We start from the raw sequence: 18,569 nt of genomic DNA, 5'->3' as shown, positions 1-18,569 counted from the left end.
TGGTAAATAGGAATTTTATTTGCTAAAGCTTAATTAAAAAAAGTCGCAAGTATTTACTAAATATGCGACAAGATTAGAATCATAAAAGGCGCTAAACTACTGTAGTTAAAAGCTTTTATATGATTTGAAATACCGAGGAAGGAATTTGAATGATTTACAATTGTAGTTATGAAGTACCGCTTTATTATTTTGTAGATCCTACTCTTACTTCACATATTTATCAATCATATACTGGGTAATGGGTCTTAAAGCTTTTTCATTTTCTGGGTGGAACCCGGGTGCATTAAAAAAATCAAGATGATTACCATTTTTACAATACCATAATACAGGTTTATTATGCCTAAAAAAGGTTGTTGTGTCGCAAACTTCAATTTTTTTGAAATTCAGCATGTTTTCATTTAAAGGTAGCTTTGAATACAAGTTTACAATAGCGACTCCTTTACTTTCACAAACAACCACCTCGTAATGGTCTTTTTGCCATTGCATACACTCCTTTTTGGGTAAAAGGCGGTATCCAAAACCACTTAGTATTATAGTTAATAACACTGCAGGAATAATATGTCGTTTTTGAAAAATGACACTCTTTTGCTTTTTAAAGTGTGAGGGCTCAATTGATTGATTAGCATTAAGGCTATTTTTTTTAACAATCTCATACGCTCCGGAAACATCGTAGGTATCTGTACTTTCAACGCTAGTAATGGGGATATCCTCTTTTTTAAAAGTTTCCCATTTTGAAAATTTAAGATACGGCCGCGGATTAAAATCGACCAATATTGCTGCAATATTCACTGCTTCAATATCAGTTAAATCGGTCTCTCCTTTAAAAAATGTTTCAATAGGCCTGAATTTATCTGTTTGCTCTTTTAATTTATTGGAACAATTTGGAAGAAAATCAAATTGAAAAAAAGCGGAAAAGCTTTTAAGATCATCAGTGCTAGCATTATTTTTAAATAACTCGCCACACAATTTTCTCAATTTAGCACGGGAAGGATTTAGTAAAAAACCGGAATGACTTCCACTTTTCTCCATTTCATACTTCAATTTAATAGCTGCTTTATAATCTTCTAAAGTATTTTTCACCATAAGCTTAAAAGAATTTTTAGGAATTTTCAGGAATCCTTCGTCATACTGGGAATCATAGGAATTCCGTATCAATTTTACTTCAGAAGCATCATTACTTTGCCTCAGGATTAGTTCTTGTTCTATTTCGCGATACGGACAAATGTACAAAACTACTTCTATAAAAGTGACGCTATACAGAACAGAATTTTTATTCCGGGAAGTATAATTAAACGGTTCTGTACTAGCTCACTTTACTTCCCGAAACCAAAACAAACTGTTCTCATTTTAATGGTTTAGCCAATATTAACTATTCGATTAAAGATATCGAACGGCCAAACCTATGTCCAATTTTTAACAATTACAATCATGAAAAAAATATTTTTTATAGCTGCTTTTGTAGTATCGAGTTTAACAATGGTGTCATGTGACGCTGAAGTAATTGAGGGTTCAACGCCACAATCAAAAGAAAATAATACAATTCCTTTCGTTAGTTCCAGTACAGCCAATGCTAGTGAGGGTGGGCCGGGTAATGAAGTAATTATCGTAACACCTCCAAAAAATCCATAATTATAAGCTTTAATTTACAATTAAATACTATTTTCGGGGAAAGTTACTTTATATGGTGCGTTCCCCGATTTTTATTTTATTGCTTTTTTTTTCAATTGCATCTTGTCAAAAGAGTGCAAATACAGTTTCTATTACTTCTACAAAACGAGTTAGTCCAAAAAAAATACAAGCCCAAAAATTCTCGACACTTGCTGATTCCTTGTTTAGGGCTAATAAATTAGATAGTGCTTTCTATTATTATTTAAAATCTACAGTATTATTTAAAGAGGAAGGCAATAGTACTTACATTGCCTATAATTATATTGGAATGGCTCAAATCCAACAGACTTCTGGAGATTATTATAGCAGTGAAGAAACCATGACCGAAGCTTTACCCTATATAAATAATGATTTGCAATATCGAATGGCCGCAAATAATTTATTTGGGATTGCAGCAGAAGAACTGATGAATTACGATGACGCCGTTATTTACTTTACTAAAGTTTTAAAGGCAGCAAACGATTCCGTATCCAGATTGACAGCGTTCAATAACATCGCTACTGTTTATATGGAGAAAAAAAAGTATGGAAAGGCTATTGCTCTTTTAGAGCCCATTTTACAATCGGATGTTTTAGATACATTACAGAATAAGAAAGCTAGAATTATTGACAATCTGGGATTTGCATATTACAAAGACAATCAAATTCAGAAGGGACTAACATTAATGGAACAGGCTTTAACAATTAGAACTAGTATTAATGATTCCTATGGAAGTATTGAAAGCTATTTGCATTTAGCGGATTTTTATCAAAATAGAGATCATCAAAAATCGAAGGAGAATGCATTGCAGGCTTATAAAGTAGCCACAAAGTATAAAAGTATAGATGAACGATTGGAGGCATTGGAACTCTTAATGTCTTACAATCTAGAAAAAGGGGTTAATAGTTATGCCGCATTGTTTGTAAATCTTAATGATAGTATTAAAACAGTACGAAACAATGCTAAAAATCAGTTTGCTAAAATTAAGTATGATTCCAGAGAAGCGACTTTGGAAAATTTAAAGTACAAGGGGCAAAGAGCGGAAACCTTACTCCAACTGGAAACACAAAAAAGCCAGAAGTATCTCTTAGTATTTGGATTCCTTTTTTTACTTGGAGGAATCGGTTTCCTTATCCACTATTTTAGAAATAAAAGTAAACGAGAGCTATTAGTAGCAAGTTACAATACCGAAACTCGAATTTCTAAAAAACTTCATGATGAACTCGCTAATGATGTTTTTTATACGATGACTTTTGCAGAAACCCAAGATTTACAAAACCCTATAAAAAAGGAAACGCTGTTAGACAACCTTGATAAAATATACATTAGAACACGAGATTTCTCTAAGGAGAATAGTACGATAGAGACAGGAGAAAGTTTTGAACACAATCTCAAACAAATGCTCAGTAGTTATAAAAGTGACAGTGTTGAAGTTATTATAAAAAATGGAAATATAATAGATTGGTCAAAAGTTCAAAACGAAAAAAAGATAGCGTTGCAAAGAGTCTTGCAAGAGCTGATGGTTAATATGAAAAAATACAGCCAAGCTAGTTTTGTGGTCATTGGTTTTGACAATGAACAAAATGATATCATCATTAACTATTCAGATAACGGAATAGGTTTCTCGGAAAAACTAATTTTAAAAAATGGACTCCAAAATGCGGAAAACCGTATTCAGGCTGTAAACGGAATACTTACTTTTGATTCTCAAACCAATAAAGGTTTCAAAGCTAAAATTTTACTTCCTAAATAATACAGCAAAATATGTTTACAAAAGTTTTAATTGCAGATGATATTGATTTTAATGATGTGGGTGCGGCTCAAATACTCAAGGAACTGGATGTTCCCGAAATTCAATATGCAAAATATTGTGATGAAGCGTTGTTGAAAATTAAAAAAGCGGATTTAGACAATAGCCCTTTTCAATTGCTTATTTCTGATTTATCCTTTAAAGAAGATCACCGCGTGAACAAACTCAATTCAGGTGAAGAATTAGTAGCGGCAGTTAAAGAGTTGTATCCTAGCATTAAAATAATTGTTTTTTCGATTGAAGACAGAGCACATCGCATTAAATTTCTATTTGATGATTTGGATATAGATGGTTATGTCGTAAAAGGAAGAAACACGATATATGACCTAAAAATAGCCATTCAAAAAGCCTACAAGAATGAACCAGAAAATATATCTCCTGAATTACTGTATCTGTTGCAAGAGAGAACTACAAGTGAAATAGATAAATATGACATTATTTTGATTAAAAATCTTTCCATCGGCATAACGCAGGAAAATATGGAAACAGTATTCAAACAAGATGGTATTACACCTAATAGTAAAAGTTCGATTGAAAAGCACATCAATAAACTCAAAATTTATTTTAAAGCAAATAATACAGTACATCTAGTAGCCATAGCCAAGGATTTAGGCATAATTTAATGACACTTTTATATTATATAATGATTTATGAAGCTTCTTTTTGGAGCTTTTTTTATGCGATAAATAAAATAACTATTCCTATTACGGTTTACCGTAAGGGGTTGAATTTTAATGGTTTTATATTTGAATAAATTATTAAATATAAAAATATGAAAAAAGCAGCTGTTTTATTTATTCTTTTTTTCTTCCTTTTTGGAAGTAGTGTTGATGCTCAAAGTGGGCATTATAAAAGTGGCAAAGGAAGTTCTCACAAAGGAGGGACCTACAAAAACGTAAAAACAAATAATCACTACAAGAAAAGAAAGTAAAAAAAATAAAAACAACTAAAAAGTAAGAACCATGAAAAAGTATTATGTAAACAAAAATGCACAGTCAAACGGAGACCATGAAGTGCATACTGAAGATTGTAATTATCTTCCAAACTCTGATAATAGAAAATATTTAGGAGAGCATTCAAACTGTAAAGGACCAGTTATAGAAGCAAAGAAAACGTATTCTAAATCCAATGGATGTAAAACATGTTCTAATGATTGTCATACTACCTAAAATTTAGCGAATGGATTTTCGATTTCAAAAAAGAATTAACCTTGGAGGAGGACTTGGTTTAAATGTAAGTAAGTCAGGGATTTCTCCAAGCTTAAGAACTAAAATAGGAACTGTAAGTAGTAAAGGAGTTTCTGTTAAAACAGGCTTGCAAGGAGTTAGTTATAGAAAGGCAATAAATTCAAAAGGATGTGTTGTGGCACTACTACTATACCTTACAATAGGTTTTACACTATATCAAATCATAAATTAAAATTATGAAAAAAATATTTCCACTATTCCTTTTATTTTTCACAATAAGCATCACATCAGCTCAATCCAAAAAATTAGTAGCAGCAACAATTGAAGGTAGGGGTTGCTCTGGTACGGAATATTGTACTGCCTGTAAAAACTGTTCTGGCTGCAAACATTGTGCAAAGGAAGGTGGTTCATGTGGTGTATGCGCACCAGCAAGTAAAAAGAAGACTGTTTCCACAAAAACTAAAAGTGCTAAGAATAGTACTAAAGTGAGAAAACACTAAATAACAATAACATATGACTAATTTAATTTTTTAAAAGATATGGATTTACATACTACTATGACTATTCAATTGAAAAGCCATTTTTTACGATTGTACCAAATGGCATTGTCGGATGATCAATTTGATGTACTGGAACTTCAGATGTTATATCATTTCGCCGATGAACGTGGAATTCCCAGAGAAGAACTAGATAAACTTTTCCTCAATCCAATTAACAGTGAATTGAGTATTCCCGAAGAATTGAATACTAGAATTGAGTATTTGTATGATTTTACGAGAATGATTTGGGCTGACGGTAAAATTACTATTGACGAACTTAATATGCTAAAAAAGTACTGCAAGAAATTCAATTTTTTAGATGAAAATATTGATGAACTCGCGGATTATCTCATTGATTGCGTAAAAAAGAATATCCAAAAAGAAGAAATTATTAGTCAGTTAAATTCCTAAGTTATGAAATCACTTACACAATTGTTTAGCTTAAAAAAGATAGAAGAAGTCCCCGTAAATGCTTTTGAAGAAAAAGAAGAAGACAGGGAGCAGATTAGAATAACTTACTATCAAAGTGGTTTTGCCGCCTCAGTAAAAGCAACAGGAAGACCTATTGTCTTAAAAGCATGCCTTCAAAATCTTTATATGAGTTTTGAAGATCAGTGTAGGAAACAAAAACTGGAGCAGGATCAATTAAAGCAACCTTATAGAGAGGAGCAGGAAAAGAATAGGAGTGAGCTCAAAAAATGTGATGCTGCTATTGGTATTTATGAAAAAAAGGAACAAGACGTTATTGATTCTATTGATGATATTAAACATGAAATAGTTGAAGTCAAGCGTAATCCCGATAAATATGGAATTGAAGATGGTAAAGGATTAAAAGCTCAATTTTATATTGGATTAATTTTATTATTGCCCATAACGCTCTATTTGCTGGTTTTTTATATTTCGGCATCTTATAGCGCTTTTTTTAAAGAATTCTCCGATGACAGTATAACAGCTGCAATCTTTGATGCCGATGCATTGACCAATTCTTTTACCGACAGTTGGCTCGAAGGTATTTTAGTTATTACAATTCCTTTTGTATTTATGGGATTGGGCTATGTGATTCACATGGTACAAAAAACAAAAGGAACAAATACTATTTTTAGAATGATAGCGCTGTTTGCTATTACTTTTCTGTTTGACGGACTGTTGGCCTTCATTATCGAAAAAAAAATATACGATTTCAATAAGACGCCTGATTCATTGCCCTATAATTTAAGTATTGGTGTAAGGGAAGCGGAATTTTGGATGATAATATTCGCCGGATTTGTGGTATACATTATCTGGGGTTTAGTATTTGATTTTGTCATGAAGGAATTCGAAAACATTGATAAAATCAGGGCTTTTATTAGAGGGAAAAAAGAGAAGCTTATCGACCTGGATAAATTGAAAGAAGAAACCAAGATTAAAATCGATGATTTCAAGCAACAAGTAGTAACTATTAACGGAAAAATAGCGGAACTACAGTCTAAAATTGATGGATTTGTATTTCCGGTTAAAGAATACCTTCATTACCATCATCAGTATAAGGAAGGATGGTTCCAAGCTATAGGTACAGAAATTGCTCTACCGCATAAAGAAAAATTAGAATTGTTGGAAATGTGCGACGTTCTTTCGGATGACCATTTAAACAAGCTAAACCTCGTTGATCCAGATTTCCAACATCTTGTTTATTCTAAAAACTGATTACTATGAAAAATATATTTAAAATCATTGTATTGGCTACTGTAGTTAATTTGGCTGTTTCCTGTAAAGATGATGCACATGAAAAGGTCGTAAAAAAAACTAAGAAACCGCTTGTCGAGAATTACAATATCAGCATATTGCTGGACTTGTCTGATCGAATAAGTATTCAAAAAAATCCGAATCCCACGATGGAATATTATATAAGGGATTTGGCGTATATTAAATCTATTTCCGAAGCTTTTACGCAACATGTCAGAACAAAAAGAGTACATCAGATTAATGATAAAATGCAATTATTTTTTAATCCAGAACCTTTAAACTCGGGAATCAATTCAATATCTAAAAATTTGCGGATTTCAATTGATAAAAATAATGCAAAAAAAGAATTTTTAAATTCTATAAACAGTAACTATGCTGCTCAAACTGCAAAAATATACGATTTAGCGCTGAAAGACAAAAACTACATCGGTTCGGATATATGGCGTTTTTTTGAGAATAAGGTAAAAGACCAGTGCATCGACAAAATGTCCAGAAATATACTAATTATAGTAACGGACGGGTACCTATTTCATGAAGACACAAAACTAAAAGAGGATAATTTAACTTCTTATATTACGCCAGGATTAATTAAAAATAATGGTTTAAATACGAAAGACTGGGAAAAGAAAATGAGTGATAAAAAATACGGGTTCATTAAAGCAAATGATAATTTATCAAACCTAGAGATTTTAGTTTTAGGTGTAAATCCGGATAAAAAAAATCCTTATGAAGGAAAAGTTATCAAGGAATATTGGAGTAATTGGTTTACTCAAATGAAAGTGAAGCGTTTCGAGATTAAGAATGCAGATTTGCCTTCGAATATGGAAAAGGTAATAAAGGGCTTTGTGTTAAATCCCTAATAAATGGTAGTACCTGACGGTATCGATCTGGATTAGGACAAATTGAAAGCCACGGATGAAAAAGAAAATGAGTATGAACTGGAAGTAAATTAAGCAGCACTATATTAAAAAATCAAATATATGAGAATCACTGTTTTACTATTGTGGGTTTTACTGACTTCTTTTCAGGTCGAAGAAACAAAGGTTTTTATCTGTGGCAATTGGGGTTTGCAAAGCTTCTTTTGAAATGGGGAATACTTTGCTCAGAAGGGGCAGGACTTAAATGGACTGGAACAGCAGAAAAATATATCATAGGGACGCTAAAGCATAAAGAGAATTCATAAATAGGTGTTCCCCTATCTAGAATCCAAAAAATCAATATCTTATTTATAAATTTAAAATCAATTACTATGGAAAAAATTCAAGCTATTAAACCTGGTCCTAAACCAAAGACTGAAAGTGGGTCAGATGATAAAAGAAGGCGGGCTAACCCTGAAACACAACCAAAGCATCCTACATTAAAACCTCATAAACATCAGCCCAAAGACTGAGATTGGTTTTAATTTCACTTGCAAAAACCTATCATTAATTTGAAAGGTTTTTGTGTTTTGATATAAAGGTTTTCAATAGTAAAGCCAACAAACACATTTTATTGGAACTACTGACTTATAGCTTAAAGATATACCTGAAGTTAATTGCCAAAAAACCAAAATCAAAACCAGAAATTGTATCTCAAGAAGTTAGAATAATGCAATCCTCCTTAAACCTCTTTTTATAACCTAAAAAGAACAATTTTATGACTACTGATTTTTAATGATAGCTATTTTGTAACAAAATAAAACTTCATTTAAAAATAACTTAAACGGGGTTGTTTTACGATTTATTTAGAACTTTAAATTTTTTGTAATTGCACAAAAGTCACCTTTGTTAGTGGGCACAGAATGCAATTCTGTGCTATCCCAACCGAGATTTTAGTTATATATCAAGGAAGTTCGGGGTGTGTATCACCCAAATTAGCACCCTGTGATATGGTAGCTTGTTCTAATACTATTTCTATAATCATGTTGTTTTAATTAATCGCAATTAAAACAGATTGTTTTAAAGAAATACCGCTATATTTACTACAAATTTTTAATAAATAGCATGGTTGACATTACCAAAGTTAAAACAGAACTTTTATTAGAAGAGACAAAAACAAATGGTCATGCACCTTTGAAGTTTATTTGCAACGATGGTAATCTCTATTACTGCAAATACTTAGTCGATTTTGATCCAAATGAAATCAACTGCCTTGCTTACGAAATAGTTTCCCATTATCTATTGAAAGTTTTAAACATCCCTACTCCAGATATTGCTTTGGTTCAGATTTCCGAAGGAACTCTGGATAAAAGTAAAATCGTAAAAAACAGGCGACTTCGTGTAAACCATATTTGCTTTGGTTCTAAAGGAATAGATCCTTCAGAAGAAATTAACGAATTTGAAACTTGTAGTAATAAAAGAGATTACAGTCGAATTGTAAATCCAGAAGACGTCGTTAAAATAGCCCTTTTTGATTTATGGATTAATAATGTAGATAGAGGACGGTTTATCAATCCAGGATTTAATTATAATCTTTTGGCTGTTAGATTTGGTAATAAACGTAAAATAATGGCATTTGATCATGCTTTTGTTTTTGGTGGCGTAGCACAAATAGGCGTTTTTAATTCAAAAATGCCTATCGAAAATCAAGATAAATTTCATCAATCGGATTTTTATAAGAGCTTTATTAGCTATATGGACGAAGAAGAAATAATTAAAATTGTTGATAATTTCATACCTTTGTTGAAAATTTCCCATAAAGAGGTTATTGATGCTGTTATTTATCAATTAGCTGATTTATGGAAATTAACGCCTAATTTAGCGAACCGAATACAAGAATATTTGTTTTGTGAAGAACGAATTGAAAAAGTAAAAGCGGTTATATTGAACAGTAAATCTATTTATTAAAATGAAAACATTTTTTAGCATAGTCAGTATTCAAACCAATCCTATTTCCTCGGAAAAAGTGGTTATGGGCGTATTGGCTATTACCGAAAATGAGATTTATTTTGATTATTCTAAAAACAAATTGGGATTACTAGATAAATTGGCTCCTACCAAAATAGGGATTGGAAGCATGGCTAAAAATGCCTTGCAGCAAATAAAGCAAAAAGTTACTGAGGCTAACAAAGCACTGACCCAGGACCAACAGCAATTAGTGTTTGAAAAATCGATTTTCTCTAAAGATTATATTTCCTATTTGAATAAATACAATAATGGAATTTTGTTTTTTTCGGAACCTGCTTCTTTATCTTTTGATTTTACTGCCGAGAAATTCATGCAGTACTATTACAACTTTGTAGGTGAAATGGTAGCTATCGAAACTAAAAAAGAAATGGTGACTTTTGCCAAAAAGATAAAACCTGCTTTTGAAAAAGAAGGTCTCGACGAAAAAGCGGATTTAAAATTTACTTTTGACCCTTTTACTTTCAATGGTATCCTAAAAGAAACACACATACCGCTGATTACCAAGAATGGAGCAATTAGTGCCATTCAAATCGTTGATTTTAGTTTAGGAGAACAAACGGTAGTTCATCATTTGTATGAAACAAAAATTTTGCAACAGGCTTTGAATGTCTTTGCTATAAAAGCCAAAACTACAGTCAAAAAAATTAAAATTGCATTTGAAGAACCCAGCCAAGGTACCTTGCAACACGAATTGTTTGATCTTAGTTTTCAAAATTACAAAGACGATTTTGATTTTATTACACCAGATAAATTAGAAAAAGAAACAGAAATAATTAGCAACTCCAACAATATTAAATTCTCTGAATTTCTTATGACTTTAGAATTTTAAAAAGGGCTTTTCAGCCCTTTCTTTTATGCAATACGTTTCTCGATTATTATTCTTTAAATCTTTTAACAGCACTTCATTCATTGGGCTAACGATTGTGCGTAAATCCGAGCGGTCGGGTCTTTTGATGTAATTTAATTCGTATAGTAAGGTAAAACAAACTTGATAAACCAATTTGGCAATTTACTTGTTTTAAGTTCCATATTTCCTTTGTAAACTTCAGCTATCAAAACTTGTTCTTTATCTGAATTATCAAATAAATAAGCACGATAACAATGAGGTAATGCTAAATGTAAATTTTCTAATGTTCTGTAATAGCGGTTTACAATTTTATCTTCGGGCACTTTATGGCCTCCTTTTTCAACACGATTGTTTACCCTAGAGACATTTACCTCAGGACTATCTATACAAACAAAATATAAATAAGCAGTGTATCCTAAATCTACAACTGTGGAAATTTCATCAATTTTAGAGCTATGGCTCATTACCGTTTCAAAACTAAAAGATTTGTTTTGTGCAATAAACAAATGTCTTATGAATGCAGCTATAAAGGCTCCTTCATAGCTGTGAGTTTCTTTTGAAGCATCAACAATGAAATTTTCTTTAATCTCAATGTCAATTAGGTGCCCTTCTTCAATTGCTTTTTTGAAAAGAGATTGAGAAGATGCTAATACTTTAAAATTATCTAAATCTTTTTGAGTAGCAACAAGGCCAAGCGCTGCTAAATCAATTAGCCCTGACTGTGATAACTTTTGTTCCAGATCATCGGCATTAATAAAAAACCCTGTATTGTAATTTTTGGAAAACTCACTAAATAAGGTGCTCTTACCTGAACCATTAGGGCCTGCAAAAATTCTTATTTTCTTTTTACTTGGCATGTAGCACTAGACCTTTTTTAATTTCAAATGGAGCTGTTACTTTTTCTTCGATGGAATGTTTAACAGAGACTTTGCCATCTGAGCTCTCTTCATAAATAATACCATCTTTAATATAAGTAACAGATAGACCTAATGCTCTAGATGCTCTATTAGCTGTTTTAGACGCCACTCTACTAGCTTTAACTAATGCTTTTGTTTGTGGAGTATCTTTTCTAAAAATGATTTTTGCTTTCATAATCTATTCAATTGAAGTACTATTTTTGGTATACAAATATACTGAATTATTAGTAATAAATAGCAGATGCTATTTCTGACGCTACCATCCTATTTACAGTTTTGAATAGCGTAAATGTTAGGAATTGAAGTATGAAGTACAATTTGAGGTTTTTTTTGCCTTATTTCTTATTCCTTCAGCTATCATTAAAATGCCTGTTTCTCATACGCTCATAAACTTTCACTCTCAGGAAAAGGCCTACAATCCATATTACAATTAGCCCTAATTATTTCATACCATTCCATCGTTACTATAAATTTGATTAAGTGTCAAACCTATATTTTTATGGAGTTAGATACAAATAGTATAGTGTGTGATTTGCGAATTGAATACTATGAATTTAAGTGTAAAAAAAAAGATACCCTAATTGGTATCTTTTCATTATAATTAATTTAGTTATAAACCTTGACTGAAAAATATATTTGATTCATTTTACCATTTTTATCAAGGTTTGTAACTCTGATGTCAACTTCTTCATTCTGTACTTTATGAAAAAAAAGATTATGTCCTCTTTTCACAAAACCAATTTCGTTATTTCCTTTAAAAATTTTAACAGCAAATTTGTCGAATTTATTTTCTTTATCAAGTTCAAATCTTAATTTATCACCTATTTCTACACAATCATTCGCTAAATTCAGATGACTAAGAGCAGCAATATTTGAAACAAAATTGATTCCTATACCATTATATTTTTTTGGAAATTCTCCAAGAAATTCAAAAGTATCTGTAGCCAGTTCACCTTGTGTAAATTCTAATTCATCAAACCAGTCTAGTCCTTCTACATTGGCGTTCCAAAATGATAGATAATCATGTCTATCAGCTCTGCTTTTAGGCATTAATCTTAGAGTAAGTGCTGTTTTTAAATTTATACTGTATTCTTTATCTAAATCAGGGAATTCGGGGTAGTTCAAAAAGCCTTCTTTTGTTGCCTTTTTTACTTCTTCGGGTTGGTATTTGAAAACAATAATATCACTAGTTGGAGTTTCACGTGTTAAAACTCCAATTAAATAACGGCGCTTACCTTTTCCTTGTCGCCAGCTTAAATAATTTTTTTTTAGTATCATATCATATTTCAGAAGTCATTTAAAAGCTTCTCTATTCTTAATTTTATTAATCTAATGATTAACTCTTTTCTCTTTGGGGTTAATTCATATTTTTCATTTGCAAATATAACACCATTATCAATGTTATTAACAATGTCTATAATTATGTTTTCATTATATTTTGCTCTTATTCTTAAAATAGCTCTCTCAATTGGTTTTGGGTAGTTTTGATTTATTTGTTTAAGTAATTTAATATGTGTCATAGATTCACCAAACCATTTAACATGAGATGTTGCTTTCTCTCCAAATAAATACTTTTCGAGTATTTTATCAGTTTCTAAGAAATCATCTATTTTATCTTCGATTACATTATAAGCTAAACAATTACCATTGTCGAATAGCGGCGAAAAACGACCAGTAACCTCTATTGATAAAGAATCTTTTTTTCCAAAAGAAAGATATTTTTGCTTTTGTTTTTTAAAATTAATTTCTCTAATCAATGCCCAATTTTGTTGGTGGCGGTCTCGATTTCCAATGATACTGTCAAAAACAAGCATTTCAATAAAATCGTCTAACAAATGAGTGTATGCAGGATCTGATATAAAATATTCTTCGACTAGCTGAAAAGTATGATCAGTTCCTTTTTTGGTTTCAAACTCGGGTAAAATTCTAATTAAAAGTTGCTGTCCATGCATTAATTCTTCAGTAAAACCTCTTGTCATTGACGGTGATAAACAACCTCCAATGCCATCTAGGATAAAGGATGATTGGTTTGATAAGCCGTTGTTGAAAGTTCAATGTTGAAAGAGTTTGAATTTTGTATAAGGTAGCCCTAAAAAAGCTATTCAAATCTGTTTGTATTGTTTAAAAAAGAGGATTAGTTTTTATTATACCACTTAGGATGACTTCTCAGAGCTGGAGGTAGTAAAAAGTATTAAAAAGTGCTCTTAGAACACTAAAATATAAAGCCAGTATTTTTAGATATTCTTTTAGTAGTTTTGGACAATCAGGTTAAAAATCCAGAGCAGGTTGAAAGCTGTAAAAATAAGTCCTACATCCGCTGAGGCATGTTTTATGTTTTTTTTGGTCATGATATAATAAAATCCCATTGTGGTTTATGAATCTCTGGGACACAAGCGTGACGCTTGCGCCAGCCTGGGTTTGATTCCCGAATTGAATATTGAAATTCCCGAATTACATAGTAAAAATTCGAGTGAAATATTGGACAACAACGACCTAATAAGCAAGCAACAGCCTAATGAAAAGTATAGTAGTCTTTGATTGCAATACTCAATCTGCTGCTATATAGATATTGACGTAAATAAGAAGCTTTACAAACGCTTTAAATCGTTTAAAAAGGAAGGAGACTCTTGTTGCAAACGAGCACTAGACGATATGAAGGCAGAATACTTCGTATGTAGGAGTAGGTCTTTCAACATTAATTTTTTTAAGACTTCGAGGAGCGGGCTTTAAAAGCTCAACCAAGCATCTTAGCTGTTGTGAATGGCTTTTATTTCATGATAGATATTTTCAGTAAAAGGCGTGTTTATATTTAATTCTTTACCGTAGTTGATAATAGTAGCGGCGAACAATTCTAATTCATTATTATCTTTTCCGGAATTTAAATCAAGTTGTAAAGAAGTAGGTGTTTTTGGAGGAAACGTAGCTGCTTTTTCAAATGTCTTTTGAATAATGCTGTCTAGTAGATAAATTCCCTTTCGATCTGCAATTGATTTTATTTCGTCCATTATTTTCGTTGCTGCTTCTTTTTGTAATTGAATGCTGCAAACGGCTCCTATTGATGAATTGTATTTTGCAGTTATTAAACCAAAACTTGCTATGAAAATAAATTTCGTCCAAATATCAACTAAAGAATTGTCTTTAAACTCAAAATCTATTTTACTGCTTTCTATTAAATTGATAATCCAATCTATATCTTCAAAAGCATGTTCTGGGTCTTTGCCTAAAATTAATTTTCCTGCTTTTCCTTTATGTTCAATAATGCCCTTTTCTCTTATGTGGGAAGCAACATAAAGACAAGAAGGTAAAATAGTATTATTGGGTATGATTTCACGAATTCGATCATAAATATCAGCACCATTCATCATTGGTATTAGAATGGTATTTTTTGTAATTACTTTGGATAGTTGAATACAAACATTCTTTAAATCATATTCTTTTACACAAATAAATACCAAATCAGGTTTAGAAATGTCAAAAACTGTTTTATGAATCGCATCAGGTTTTGTTTTACTTATTGGATGTTCAGTAGAAAGTAAGGTTAGTCCATTTTCTTTTACAGTTTCGTAGGTCTTATCTCTTGCTATGAAAGATATTTTATTTTGCTTATTTTTTTCGTTAGATTGATTTATCTTGAAGCCAAAATAACCACCAACACCTCCAAGACCTATAATAACAATGTGTTTTTTATTCATTTTTTTATTTTTTTACAAAGATGAAAATTCATGAATAAATAAGCACTTGATAAATGTCAAGAAATTAAATTTTACTTATTTCTTTTCTAATTCTACTTAATGTACTGTCTGTAATTCCTAAATAAGAAGCTATAATTTTAAGAGGAACATGTTGAAAAATAAGTGGCTGTTGTTTTAAAAGGTTTAAATACCTTGTTTCTGCTTTTTGACTTGCCATTTCAATTACTCTGTCGTTTAGTTTATAATAATTGATAACAAATAAAAGCCGGCTAAACTCCCTGAATTGGGCAATGTTATGAAAGTTTGTTTGTACATTCTCTAAGGCAGTTTCCCATAATATACAGTCAGTCAGGGTTTGATAGATTTCTTTTGTAGGTTGTTTTTTAAAGAAGGATAAAAAGTCATTTACAAAACAAGGCGCTGAATAAATGTTGGTTGTAACTTCATTATTATCTTCATCTAGAATATAGGAGCGCATATATCCTTTCTCCAGAAAATATGTTTTTCTGCTGATAGTGTCTTTATCCAGCAGCGTAGTATTTTTATCTAATGCAAAATCACAGAATGTTTCCGTAATTTTTTCCACGATTTCTTTTTGGATTGGAAATAAAGAATGGAAATAATTGTTTAGTACCGATTTGTCCATTAATTTGGTTTTTCAATTGCATGTCTAACGTCAGCGCGTCTAAAAAGTTCTGTAGAACTTAATTTGGAGCAAATGTAGTTGATTTGTCGTGCAAAAAATTATATCGCAAATACATTTAGAAGGTTCTTTTACATTCAAAACAGATAGATTATGAATCTAGACCATTGGATTTATTTCATATACTTACTCCTCCAACTTTCATTAAGATACCTGTTTCTCATGTGCTAATAAAATCTCCTTCTCAAATAAAGCCCCCCCCAATCGATATAATAACGAGTCCTATTATTTCATACTATTCCATAGTTACTATAAATTTGATTAAGTGTCAAACCTATATTTTTATGGAGTTAGATACAAATAGTATAGTGTGTGATTCGCGAATTGAATACTATAGTTTGAGTCTAAAAAGGCGACTAACATCCATACTTTATAAGAACCTCTTCGTACGAATTCCATTCGAAAGGATTTGTGCGGTAGCGGGGCTTCTTTAGAGATTGATTTTGCAATTCTTTTTTTTAATTCATTTTGTGACGAGACAATCTTTGTGGGCACAGAATGCAATTATGCGATAACGAACCGAGCGATTACTAACATATCCGAGCGGTCGGGGTAACTAACATATCCGAGCGATCGGGTGCTAACGAACCGAACGTTAACTAACATATCCGAGCGATCGGTGTTAAATTTAAGCGATTAGTAATTAAAATTTTAAAAATAAAATTTGTTTTTAAATGTTAAAAAATGTCACGTATTTAATTTATTTGAATTATATAGTTACATTTGTGACAACAAATTAAACTATAGCATTATGGAAATCGGAGAAGTAATAGGTAGAAATATAGGTGCTTACCGTAAAAAATCGGGATATACGCAGGATCATATTGCTAATTTTATTGGAACTGATAGGAGTACAATAAGTAAATATGAGAGTAATGAGCGGGAAATCTCGATGATAAACATGGAAAAATTGGCTAATTTATTTGGAATTGAGCTGGAAGATTTACTCGAGGAGAATCCTACACATCAATCTGCGGGTTTGGCTTTTGCCTTCCGAAGTGATGGGATAGATCAGGATGATATGGTTAGCATAGCTGCATTTCAAAAAGTGGTAAAAAATTATTTAAGAATGAAAGATATAGCAAATGGCTAAGTATAGTGATTTTCAAAATGTCATTAAGAATAAGGCAACGCAATTCCGAAAAGACTTTGGTTACGGCGAGACCGATCCTATTCGATTGGATAGTTTTCTTTTAAAGAATAATATCCTTACGTTATACAAATCGCTTTCTGGTAATTTGGCAGGTATGGCTATCAAGGCCAGTGATGATAATATGTTTATTATGGTGAATCATAATCACAGCATTGGAAAGCAACATTTTACTATCGCTCATGAGCTTTATCATTTATTTATACAGGAAAATTTCTCCTCTCAAAGATGCGTGACGGGTCTTTTTGAAGGGCAAAAGGATATAGAAGAATGGAAAGCGGATTTCTTTGCTGCCAATCTTTTGCTCCCGGAGTTAGGTGTTTATGAGCTTATACCGGAAATCGAACTAAAAACGAAGAATGGAATATCTCTTGAAACGGTGTTTAAGATCCAGCAGTATTTTAGTGTTTCAGTTGATGCTGTGACATTTCGTTTGTGGAATCTTGGATGGGCAGATAAGTCTTTATTTTATACCTGTAAACAATTATCTAAAAAAAGATATGCCAGGATTTTAGGGTATGATATTAAGTTATATGAAAGTGGCAATACAGGCAAAGTAATTGGGGATTATGGTCGTTTGGCTAAAGCGTTATATGAATCACAAAAGATTTCAGAATCTTACTACTATGAATTGGTAAGTGCTGTTAATATCGATTTTCTAACTGATGATGGAGCAGAAGATGAATAAGGTTAAAATTTTATTAGATGCCGACGTACTGATTCACCTTTTTAAGGCAGATAAAATTTCGTTACTTCAAGAATTATTTCCGAAGCGATTGGTAATGTTGGATATTGTGCTTAATGAATTGCGCAGCAACACCCATATCAATAAAAGTCTTGACAGTATTTTTATTTTTTCAGGAATTGAGGAAATTGTTTTCCCTACTTCAAGTAATAAAAATTTGCTGGTGGAATTTATACAATTAAAAAAAAAAATTGGAGGTAGTGGAGAATGCGCTACTTTACTCTATTGCAAATATAACAGCCATATCATTGCCAGTAGCAATACCAAAGACATTATACCGTATTGCGCAACACATGCTATTTCCTATATAACCACTTTGGATATTTTTGCCATAGCTATTCATAAAAGCTTCATGACCATTGATGAAGTCAATGCGTGCATTGTAAAAATAACTCATAATAATAGCAGCCACCTTTGTTGCAAAATAATTAAAAATCATATTCAACATCATTTTGACACGCTAAAATATTCCTTTTAGTTCCATATTGCGTAAAAGAAAATTCTTGATGAATGCTATAGTTTTTAAAAACTGCTTTGAAAATTTATAGCAATGTGGTTTTTCTTATTTATTAATCATAGCTATAGATGTTCAGGCGGGTATTTGCATGTGTACTTTATAAGAATCTCTTCGTTAAGAATCTACTTACGAATTCCACACGAAAGGATTTGTGCGGTAGCGGGCCTTCTTTAGAGAATGATTTAGCGATTATTTTATTAGATTTATT

General features: G+C 31.6%; 23 protein-coding genes. 16 read left to right on the top strand and 7 right to left on the bottom strand.

Translation table 11 applies throughout. The features are described 5' to 3' along the window. Positions 1 to 204: 204 nt before the first annotated feature. Positions 205 to 1,083 carry a hypothetical protein gene (locus AC4PRO_RS15360; protein WP_492117985.1) on the bottom strand — a complete coding sequence of 293 codons (879 nt, stop codon included), beginning with the start codon at positions 1,081 to 1,083 and terminating at the stop codon, positions 205 to 207. 345 nt (positions 1,084 to 1,428) lie between these two features. Between AC4PRO_RS15360 and AC4PRO_RS15355 the strand changes: the two genes are divergently transcribed. From AC4PRO_RS15355 to AC4PRO_RS15295, 13 genes are all read left to right on the top strand, one after another. Further along, entirely contained in the window at positions 1,429 to 1,629 is a 201-nt protein-coding gene (locus AC4PRO_RS15355) for a hypothetical protein (protein WP_492117984.1), read from the top strand. A gap of 79 nt (positions 1,630 to 1,708) precedes the next feature. Continuing rightward, positions 1,709 to 3,400 (top strand): tetratricopeptide repeat-containing sensor histidine kinase, encoded by a 1,692-nt coding sequence (locus AC4PRO_RS15350; RefSeq protein WP_492117983.1) that lies wholly within the window; start codon positions 1,709 to 1,711, stop codon positions 3,398 to 3,400. 11 nt (positions 3,401 to 3,411) lie between these two features. After that, positions 3,412 to 4,080: a response regulator transcription factor gene (locus AC4PRO_RS15345; RefSeq protein ID WP_492117982.1), complete on the top strand. Its 669-nt coding sequence runs from the start codon at positions 3,412 to 3,414 to the stop codon at positions 4,078 to 4,080. 149 nt (positions 4,081 to 4,229) lie between these two features. Continuing rightward, positions 4,230 to 4,388: a hypothetical protein gene (locus AC4PRO_RS15340; protein ID WP_492117981.1), complete on the top strand. Its 159-nt coding sequence runs from the start codon at positions 4,230 to 4,232 to the stop codon at positions 4,386 to 4,388. Positions 4,389 to 4,419: 31 nt separating this feature from the next. Further along, the gene (locus tag AC4PRO_RS15335) at positions 4,420 to 4,626 is read left to right on the top strand and encodes a hypothetical protein (protein WP_492117980.1); all 207 of its coding nucleotides are present in this window, start codon (positions 4,420 to 4,422) and stop codon (positions 4,624 to 4,626) included. A 10-nt stretch (positions 4,627 to 4,636) separates the two neighbouring features. Then, positions 4,637 to 4,876: a DUF4236 domain-containing protein gene (locus AC4PRO_RS15330; protein ID WP_492117979.1), complete on the top strand. Its 240-nt coding sequence runs from the start codon at positions 4,637 to 4,639 to the stop codon at positions 4,874 to 4,876. Between the two features lie 4 nt (positions 4,877 to 4,880). After that, positions 4,881 to 5,144: a hypothetical protein gene (locus tag AC4PRO_RS15325; RefSeq protein ID WP_492117978.1), complete on the top strand. Its 264-nt coding sequence runs from the start codon at positions 4,881 to 4,883 to the stop codon at positions 5,142 to 5,144. 39 nt (positions 5,145 to 5,183) lie between these two features. Further along, on the top strand, positions 5,184 to 5,594 hold the full coding sequence (locus AC4PRO_RS15320; protein WP_492117977.1) for a hypothetical protein: 411 nt from the start codon (positions 5,184 to 5,186) through the stop codon (positions 5,592 to 5,594). Between the two features lie 3 nt (positions 5,595 to 5,597). After that, positions 5,598 to 6,866, top strand: a complete 1,269-nt coding sequence (locus tag AC4PRO_RS15315) for an ABC transporter permease (RefSeq protein ID WP_492117976.1) — start codon at positions 5,598 to 5,600, stop codon at positions 6,864 to 6,866. Between the two features lie 5 nt (positions 6,867 to 6,871). Beyond that, positions 6,872 to 7,765 (top strand): hypothetical protein, encoded by an 894-nt coding sequence (locus tag AC4PRO_RS15310; RefSeq protein WP_492117975.1) that lies wholly within the window; start codon positions 6,872 to 6,874, stop codon positions 7,763 to 7,765. 389 nt (positions 7,766 to 8,154) lie between these two features. After that, positions 8,155 to 8,295: a hypothetical protein gene (locus AC4PRO_RS15305; protein WP_492117974.1), complete on the top strand. Its 141-nt coding sequence runs from the start codon at positions 8,155 to 8,157 to the stop codon at positions 8,293 to 8,295. A gap of 592 nt (positions 8,296 to 8,887) precedes the next feature. After that, entirely contained in the window at positions 8,888 to 9,730 is an 843-nt protein-coding gene (locus AC4PRO_RS15300; protein WP_492117973.1) for a HipA family kinase, read from the top strand. Between the two features lies 1 nt (position 9,731). Further along, positions 9,732 to 10,619: a hypothetical protein gene (locus tag AC4PRO_RS15295; protein ID WP_492117972.1), complete on the top strand. Its 888-nt coding sequence runs from the start codon at positions 9,732 to 9,734 to the stop codon at positions 10,617 to 10,619. Between the two features lie 131 nt (positions 10,620 to 10,750). Here AC4PRO_RS15295 and AC4PRO_RS15290 read toward each other — a convergent pair whose 3' ends face one another. The 6 genes from AC4PRO_RS15290 to AC4PRO_RS15265 all read right to left on the bottom strand — a co-directional run bounded on the left by AC4PRO_RS15290 (position 10,751) and on the right by AC4PRO_RS15265 (position 15,892). Beyond that, positions 10,751 to 11,494 (bottom strand): ATPase, encoded by a 744-nt coding sequence (locus AC4PRO_RS15290; RefSeq protein ID WP_492117971.1) that lies wholly within the window; start codon positions 11,492 to 11,494, stop codon positions 10,751 to 10,753. After that, entirely contained in the window at positions 11,484 to 11,729 is a 246-nt protein-coding gene (locus tag AC4PRO_RS15285) for a hypothetical protein (RefSeq protein ID WP_492117970.1), read from the bottom strand. Before AC4PRO_RS15285 ends, AC4PRO_RS15290 begins: the two co-directional genes overlap by 11 nt. Positions 11,730 to 12,160: 431 nt before the next feature. Next, complete coding sequence (locus tag AC4PRO_RS15280; protein ID WP_492117969.1) at positions 12,161 to 12,832, bottom strand: hypothetical protein; 672 nt, start codon at positions 12,830 to 12,832, stop codon at positions 12,161 to 12,163. Positions 12,833 to 12,840: 8 nt separating this feature from the next. Further along, positions 12,841 to 13,533 (bottom strand): HipA domain-containing protein, encoded by a 693-nt coding sequence (locus AC4PRO_RS15275; RefSeq protein WP_492117968.1) that lies wholly within the window; start codon positions 13,531 to 13,533, stop codon positions 12,841 to 12,843. 768 nt (positions 13,534 to 14,301) lie between these two features. Continuing rightward, positions 14,302 to 15,246 (bottom strand): ketopantoate reductase family protein, encoded by a 945-nt coding sequence (locus AC4PRO_RS15270; protein ID WP_492117967.1) that lies wholly within the window; start codon positions 15,244 to 15,246, stop codon positions 14,302 to 14,304. Positions 15,247 to 15,310: 64 nt separating this feature from the next. Next, positions 15,311 to 15,892 (bottom strand): Crp/Fnr family transcriptional regulator, encoded by a 582-nt coding sequence (locus tag AC4PRO_RS15265; protein WP_492117966.1) that lies wholly within the window; start codon positions 15,890 to 15,892, stop codon positions 15,311 to 15,313. A gap of 808 nt (positions 15,893 to 16,700) precedes the next feature. Here AC4PRO_RS15265 and AC4PRO_RS15260 point away from each other — a divergent pair. From AC4PRO_RS15260 to AC4PRO_RS15250, 3 genes are read left to right on the top strand one after another with little or no spacing between them, the layout of a single operon-like run. Further along, complete coding sequence (locus AC4PRO_RS15260; RefSeq protein ID WP_492117965.1) at positions 16,701 to 17,042, top strand: helix-turn-helix domain-containing protein; 342 nt, start codon at positions 16,701 to 16,703, stop codon at positions 17,040 to 17,042. After that, entirely contained in the window at positions 17,035 to 17,787 is a 753-nt protein-coding gene (locus AC4PRO_RS15255; protein ID WP_492117964.1) for an ImmA/IrrE family metallo-endopeptidase, read from the top strand. The genes AC4PRO_RS15260 and AC4PRO_RS15255 overlap by 8 nt, the downstream gene beginning before the upstream one ends. Then, the gene (locus tag AC4PRO_RS15250) at positions 17,780 to 18,322 is read left to right on the top strand and encodes a hypothetical protein (RefSeq protein WP_492117963.1); all 543 of its coding nucleotides are present in this window, start codon (positions 17,780 to 17,782) and stop codon (positions 18,320 to 18,322) included. The genes AC4PRO_RS15255 and AC4PRO_RS15250 overlap by 8 nt, the downstream gene beginning before the upstream one ends. Positions 18,323 to 18,569: the final 247 nt, after the last annotated feature.

The sequence above is a fragment of the Flavobacterium sp. DW-iso2 genome (genome assembly GCF_058725285.1).
Note: the sequence above shows the minus strand (reverse complement) of the source record. Positions and strands in the feature narration are given on the sequence as shown.

What these genes read in the sequence shown, in the direction of transcription:
- AC4PRO_RS15360 (WP_492117985.1), bottom strand. Translation starts at nt 1,083, where the DNA reads ATGGTGAAAAATACTTTAGAAGATTATAAAGCAGCTATTAAATTGAAG.
- AC4PRO_RS15355 (WP_492117984.1), top strand. Translation starts at nt 1,429, where the DNA reads ATGAAAAAAATATTTTTTATAGCTGCTTTTGTAGTATCGAGTTTAACA.
- AC4PRO_RS15345 (WP_492117982.1), top strand. Translation starts at nt 3,412, where the DNA reads ATGTTTACAAAAGTTTTAATTGCAGATGATATTGATTTTAATGATGTG.
- AC4PRO_RS15340 (WP_492117981.1), top strand. Translation starts at nt 4,230, where the DNA reads ATGAAAAAAGCAGCTGTTTTATTTATTCTTTTTTTCTTCCTTTTTGGA.
- AC4PRO_RS15335 (WP_492117980.1), top strand. Translation starts at nt 4,420, where the DNA reads ATGAAAAAGTATTATGTAAACAAAAATGCACAGTCAAACGGAGACCAT.
- AC4PRO_RS15330 (WP_492117979.1), top strand. Translation starts at nt 4,637, where the DNA reads ATGGATTTTCGATTTCAAAAAAGAATTAACCTTGGAGGAGGACTTGGT.
- AC4PRO_RS15325 (WP_492117978.1), top strand. Translation starts at nt 4,881, where the DNA reads ATGAAAAAAATATTTCCACTATTCCTTTTATTTTTCACAATAAGCATC.
- AC4PRO_RS15320 (WP_492117977.1), top strand. Translation starts at nt 5,184, where the DNA reads ATGGATTTACATACTACTATGACTATTCAATTGAAAAGCCATTTTTTA.
- AC4PRO_RS15315 (WP_492117976.1), top strand. Translation starts at nt 5,598, where the DNA reads ATGAAATCACTTACACAATTGTTTAGCTTAAAAAAGATAGAAGAAGTC.
- AC4PRO_RS15310 (WP_492117975.1), top strand. Translation starts at nt 6,872, where the DNA reads ATGAAAAATATATTTAAAATCATTGTATTGGCTACTGTAGTTAATTTG.
- AC4PRO_RS15305 (WP_492117974.1), top strand. Translation starts at nt 8,155, where the DNA reads ATGGAAAAAATTCAAGCTATTAAACCTGGTCCTAAACCAAAGACTGAA.
- AC4PRO_RS15300 (WP_492117973.1), top strand. Translation starts at nt 8,888, where the DNA reads ATGGTTGACATTACCAAAGTTAAAACAGAACTTTTATTAGAAGAGACA.
- AC4PRO_RS15295 (WP_492117972.1), top strand. Translation starts at nt 9,732, where the DNA reads ATGAAAACATTTTTTAGCATAGTCAGTATTCAAACCAATCCTATTTCC.
- AC4PRO_RS15290 (WP_492117971.1), bottom strand. Translation starts at nt 11,494, where the DNA reads ATGCCAAGTAAAAAGAAAATAAGAATTTTTGCAGGCCCTAATGGTTCA.
- AC4PRO_RS15285 (WP_492117970.1), bottom strand. Translation starts at nt 11,729, where the DNA reads ATGAAAGCAAAAATCATTTTTAGAAAAGATACTCCACAAACAAAAGCA.
- AC4PRO_RS15280 (WP_492117969.1), bottom strand. Translation starts at nt 12,832, where the DNA reads ATGATACTAAAAAAAAATTATTTAAGCTGGCGACAAGGAAAAGGTAAG.
- AC4PRO_RS15275 (WP_492117968.1), bottom strand. Translation starts at nt 13,533, where the DNA reads ATGACAAGAGGTTTTACTGAAGAATTAATGCATGGACAGCAACTTTTA.
- AC4PRO_RS15270 (WP_492117967.1), bottom strand. Translation starts at nt 15,246, where the DNA reads ATGAATAAAAAACACATTGTTATTATAGGTCTTGGAGGTGTTGGTGGT.
- AC4PRO_RS15265 (WP_492117966.1), bottom strand. Translation starts at nt 15,892, where the DNA reads ATGGACAAATCGGTACTAAACAATTATTTCCATTCTTTATTTCCAATC.
- AC4PRO_RS15260 (WP_492117965.1), top strand. Translation starts at nt 16,701, where the DNA reads ATGGAAATCGGAGAAGTAATAGGTAGAAATATAGGTGCTTACCGTAAA.
- AC4PRO_RS15255 (WP_492117964.1), top strand. Translation starts at nt 17,035, where the DNA reads ATGGCTAAGTATAGTGATTTTCAAAATGTCATTAAGAATAAGGCAACG.
- AC4PRO_RS15250 (WP_492117963.1), top strand. Translation starts at nt 17,780, where the DNA reads ATGAATAAGGTTAAAATTTTATTAGATGCCGACGTACTGATTCACCTT.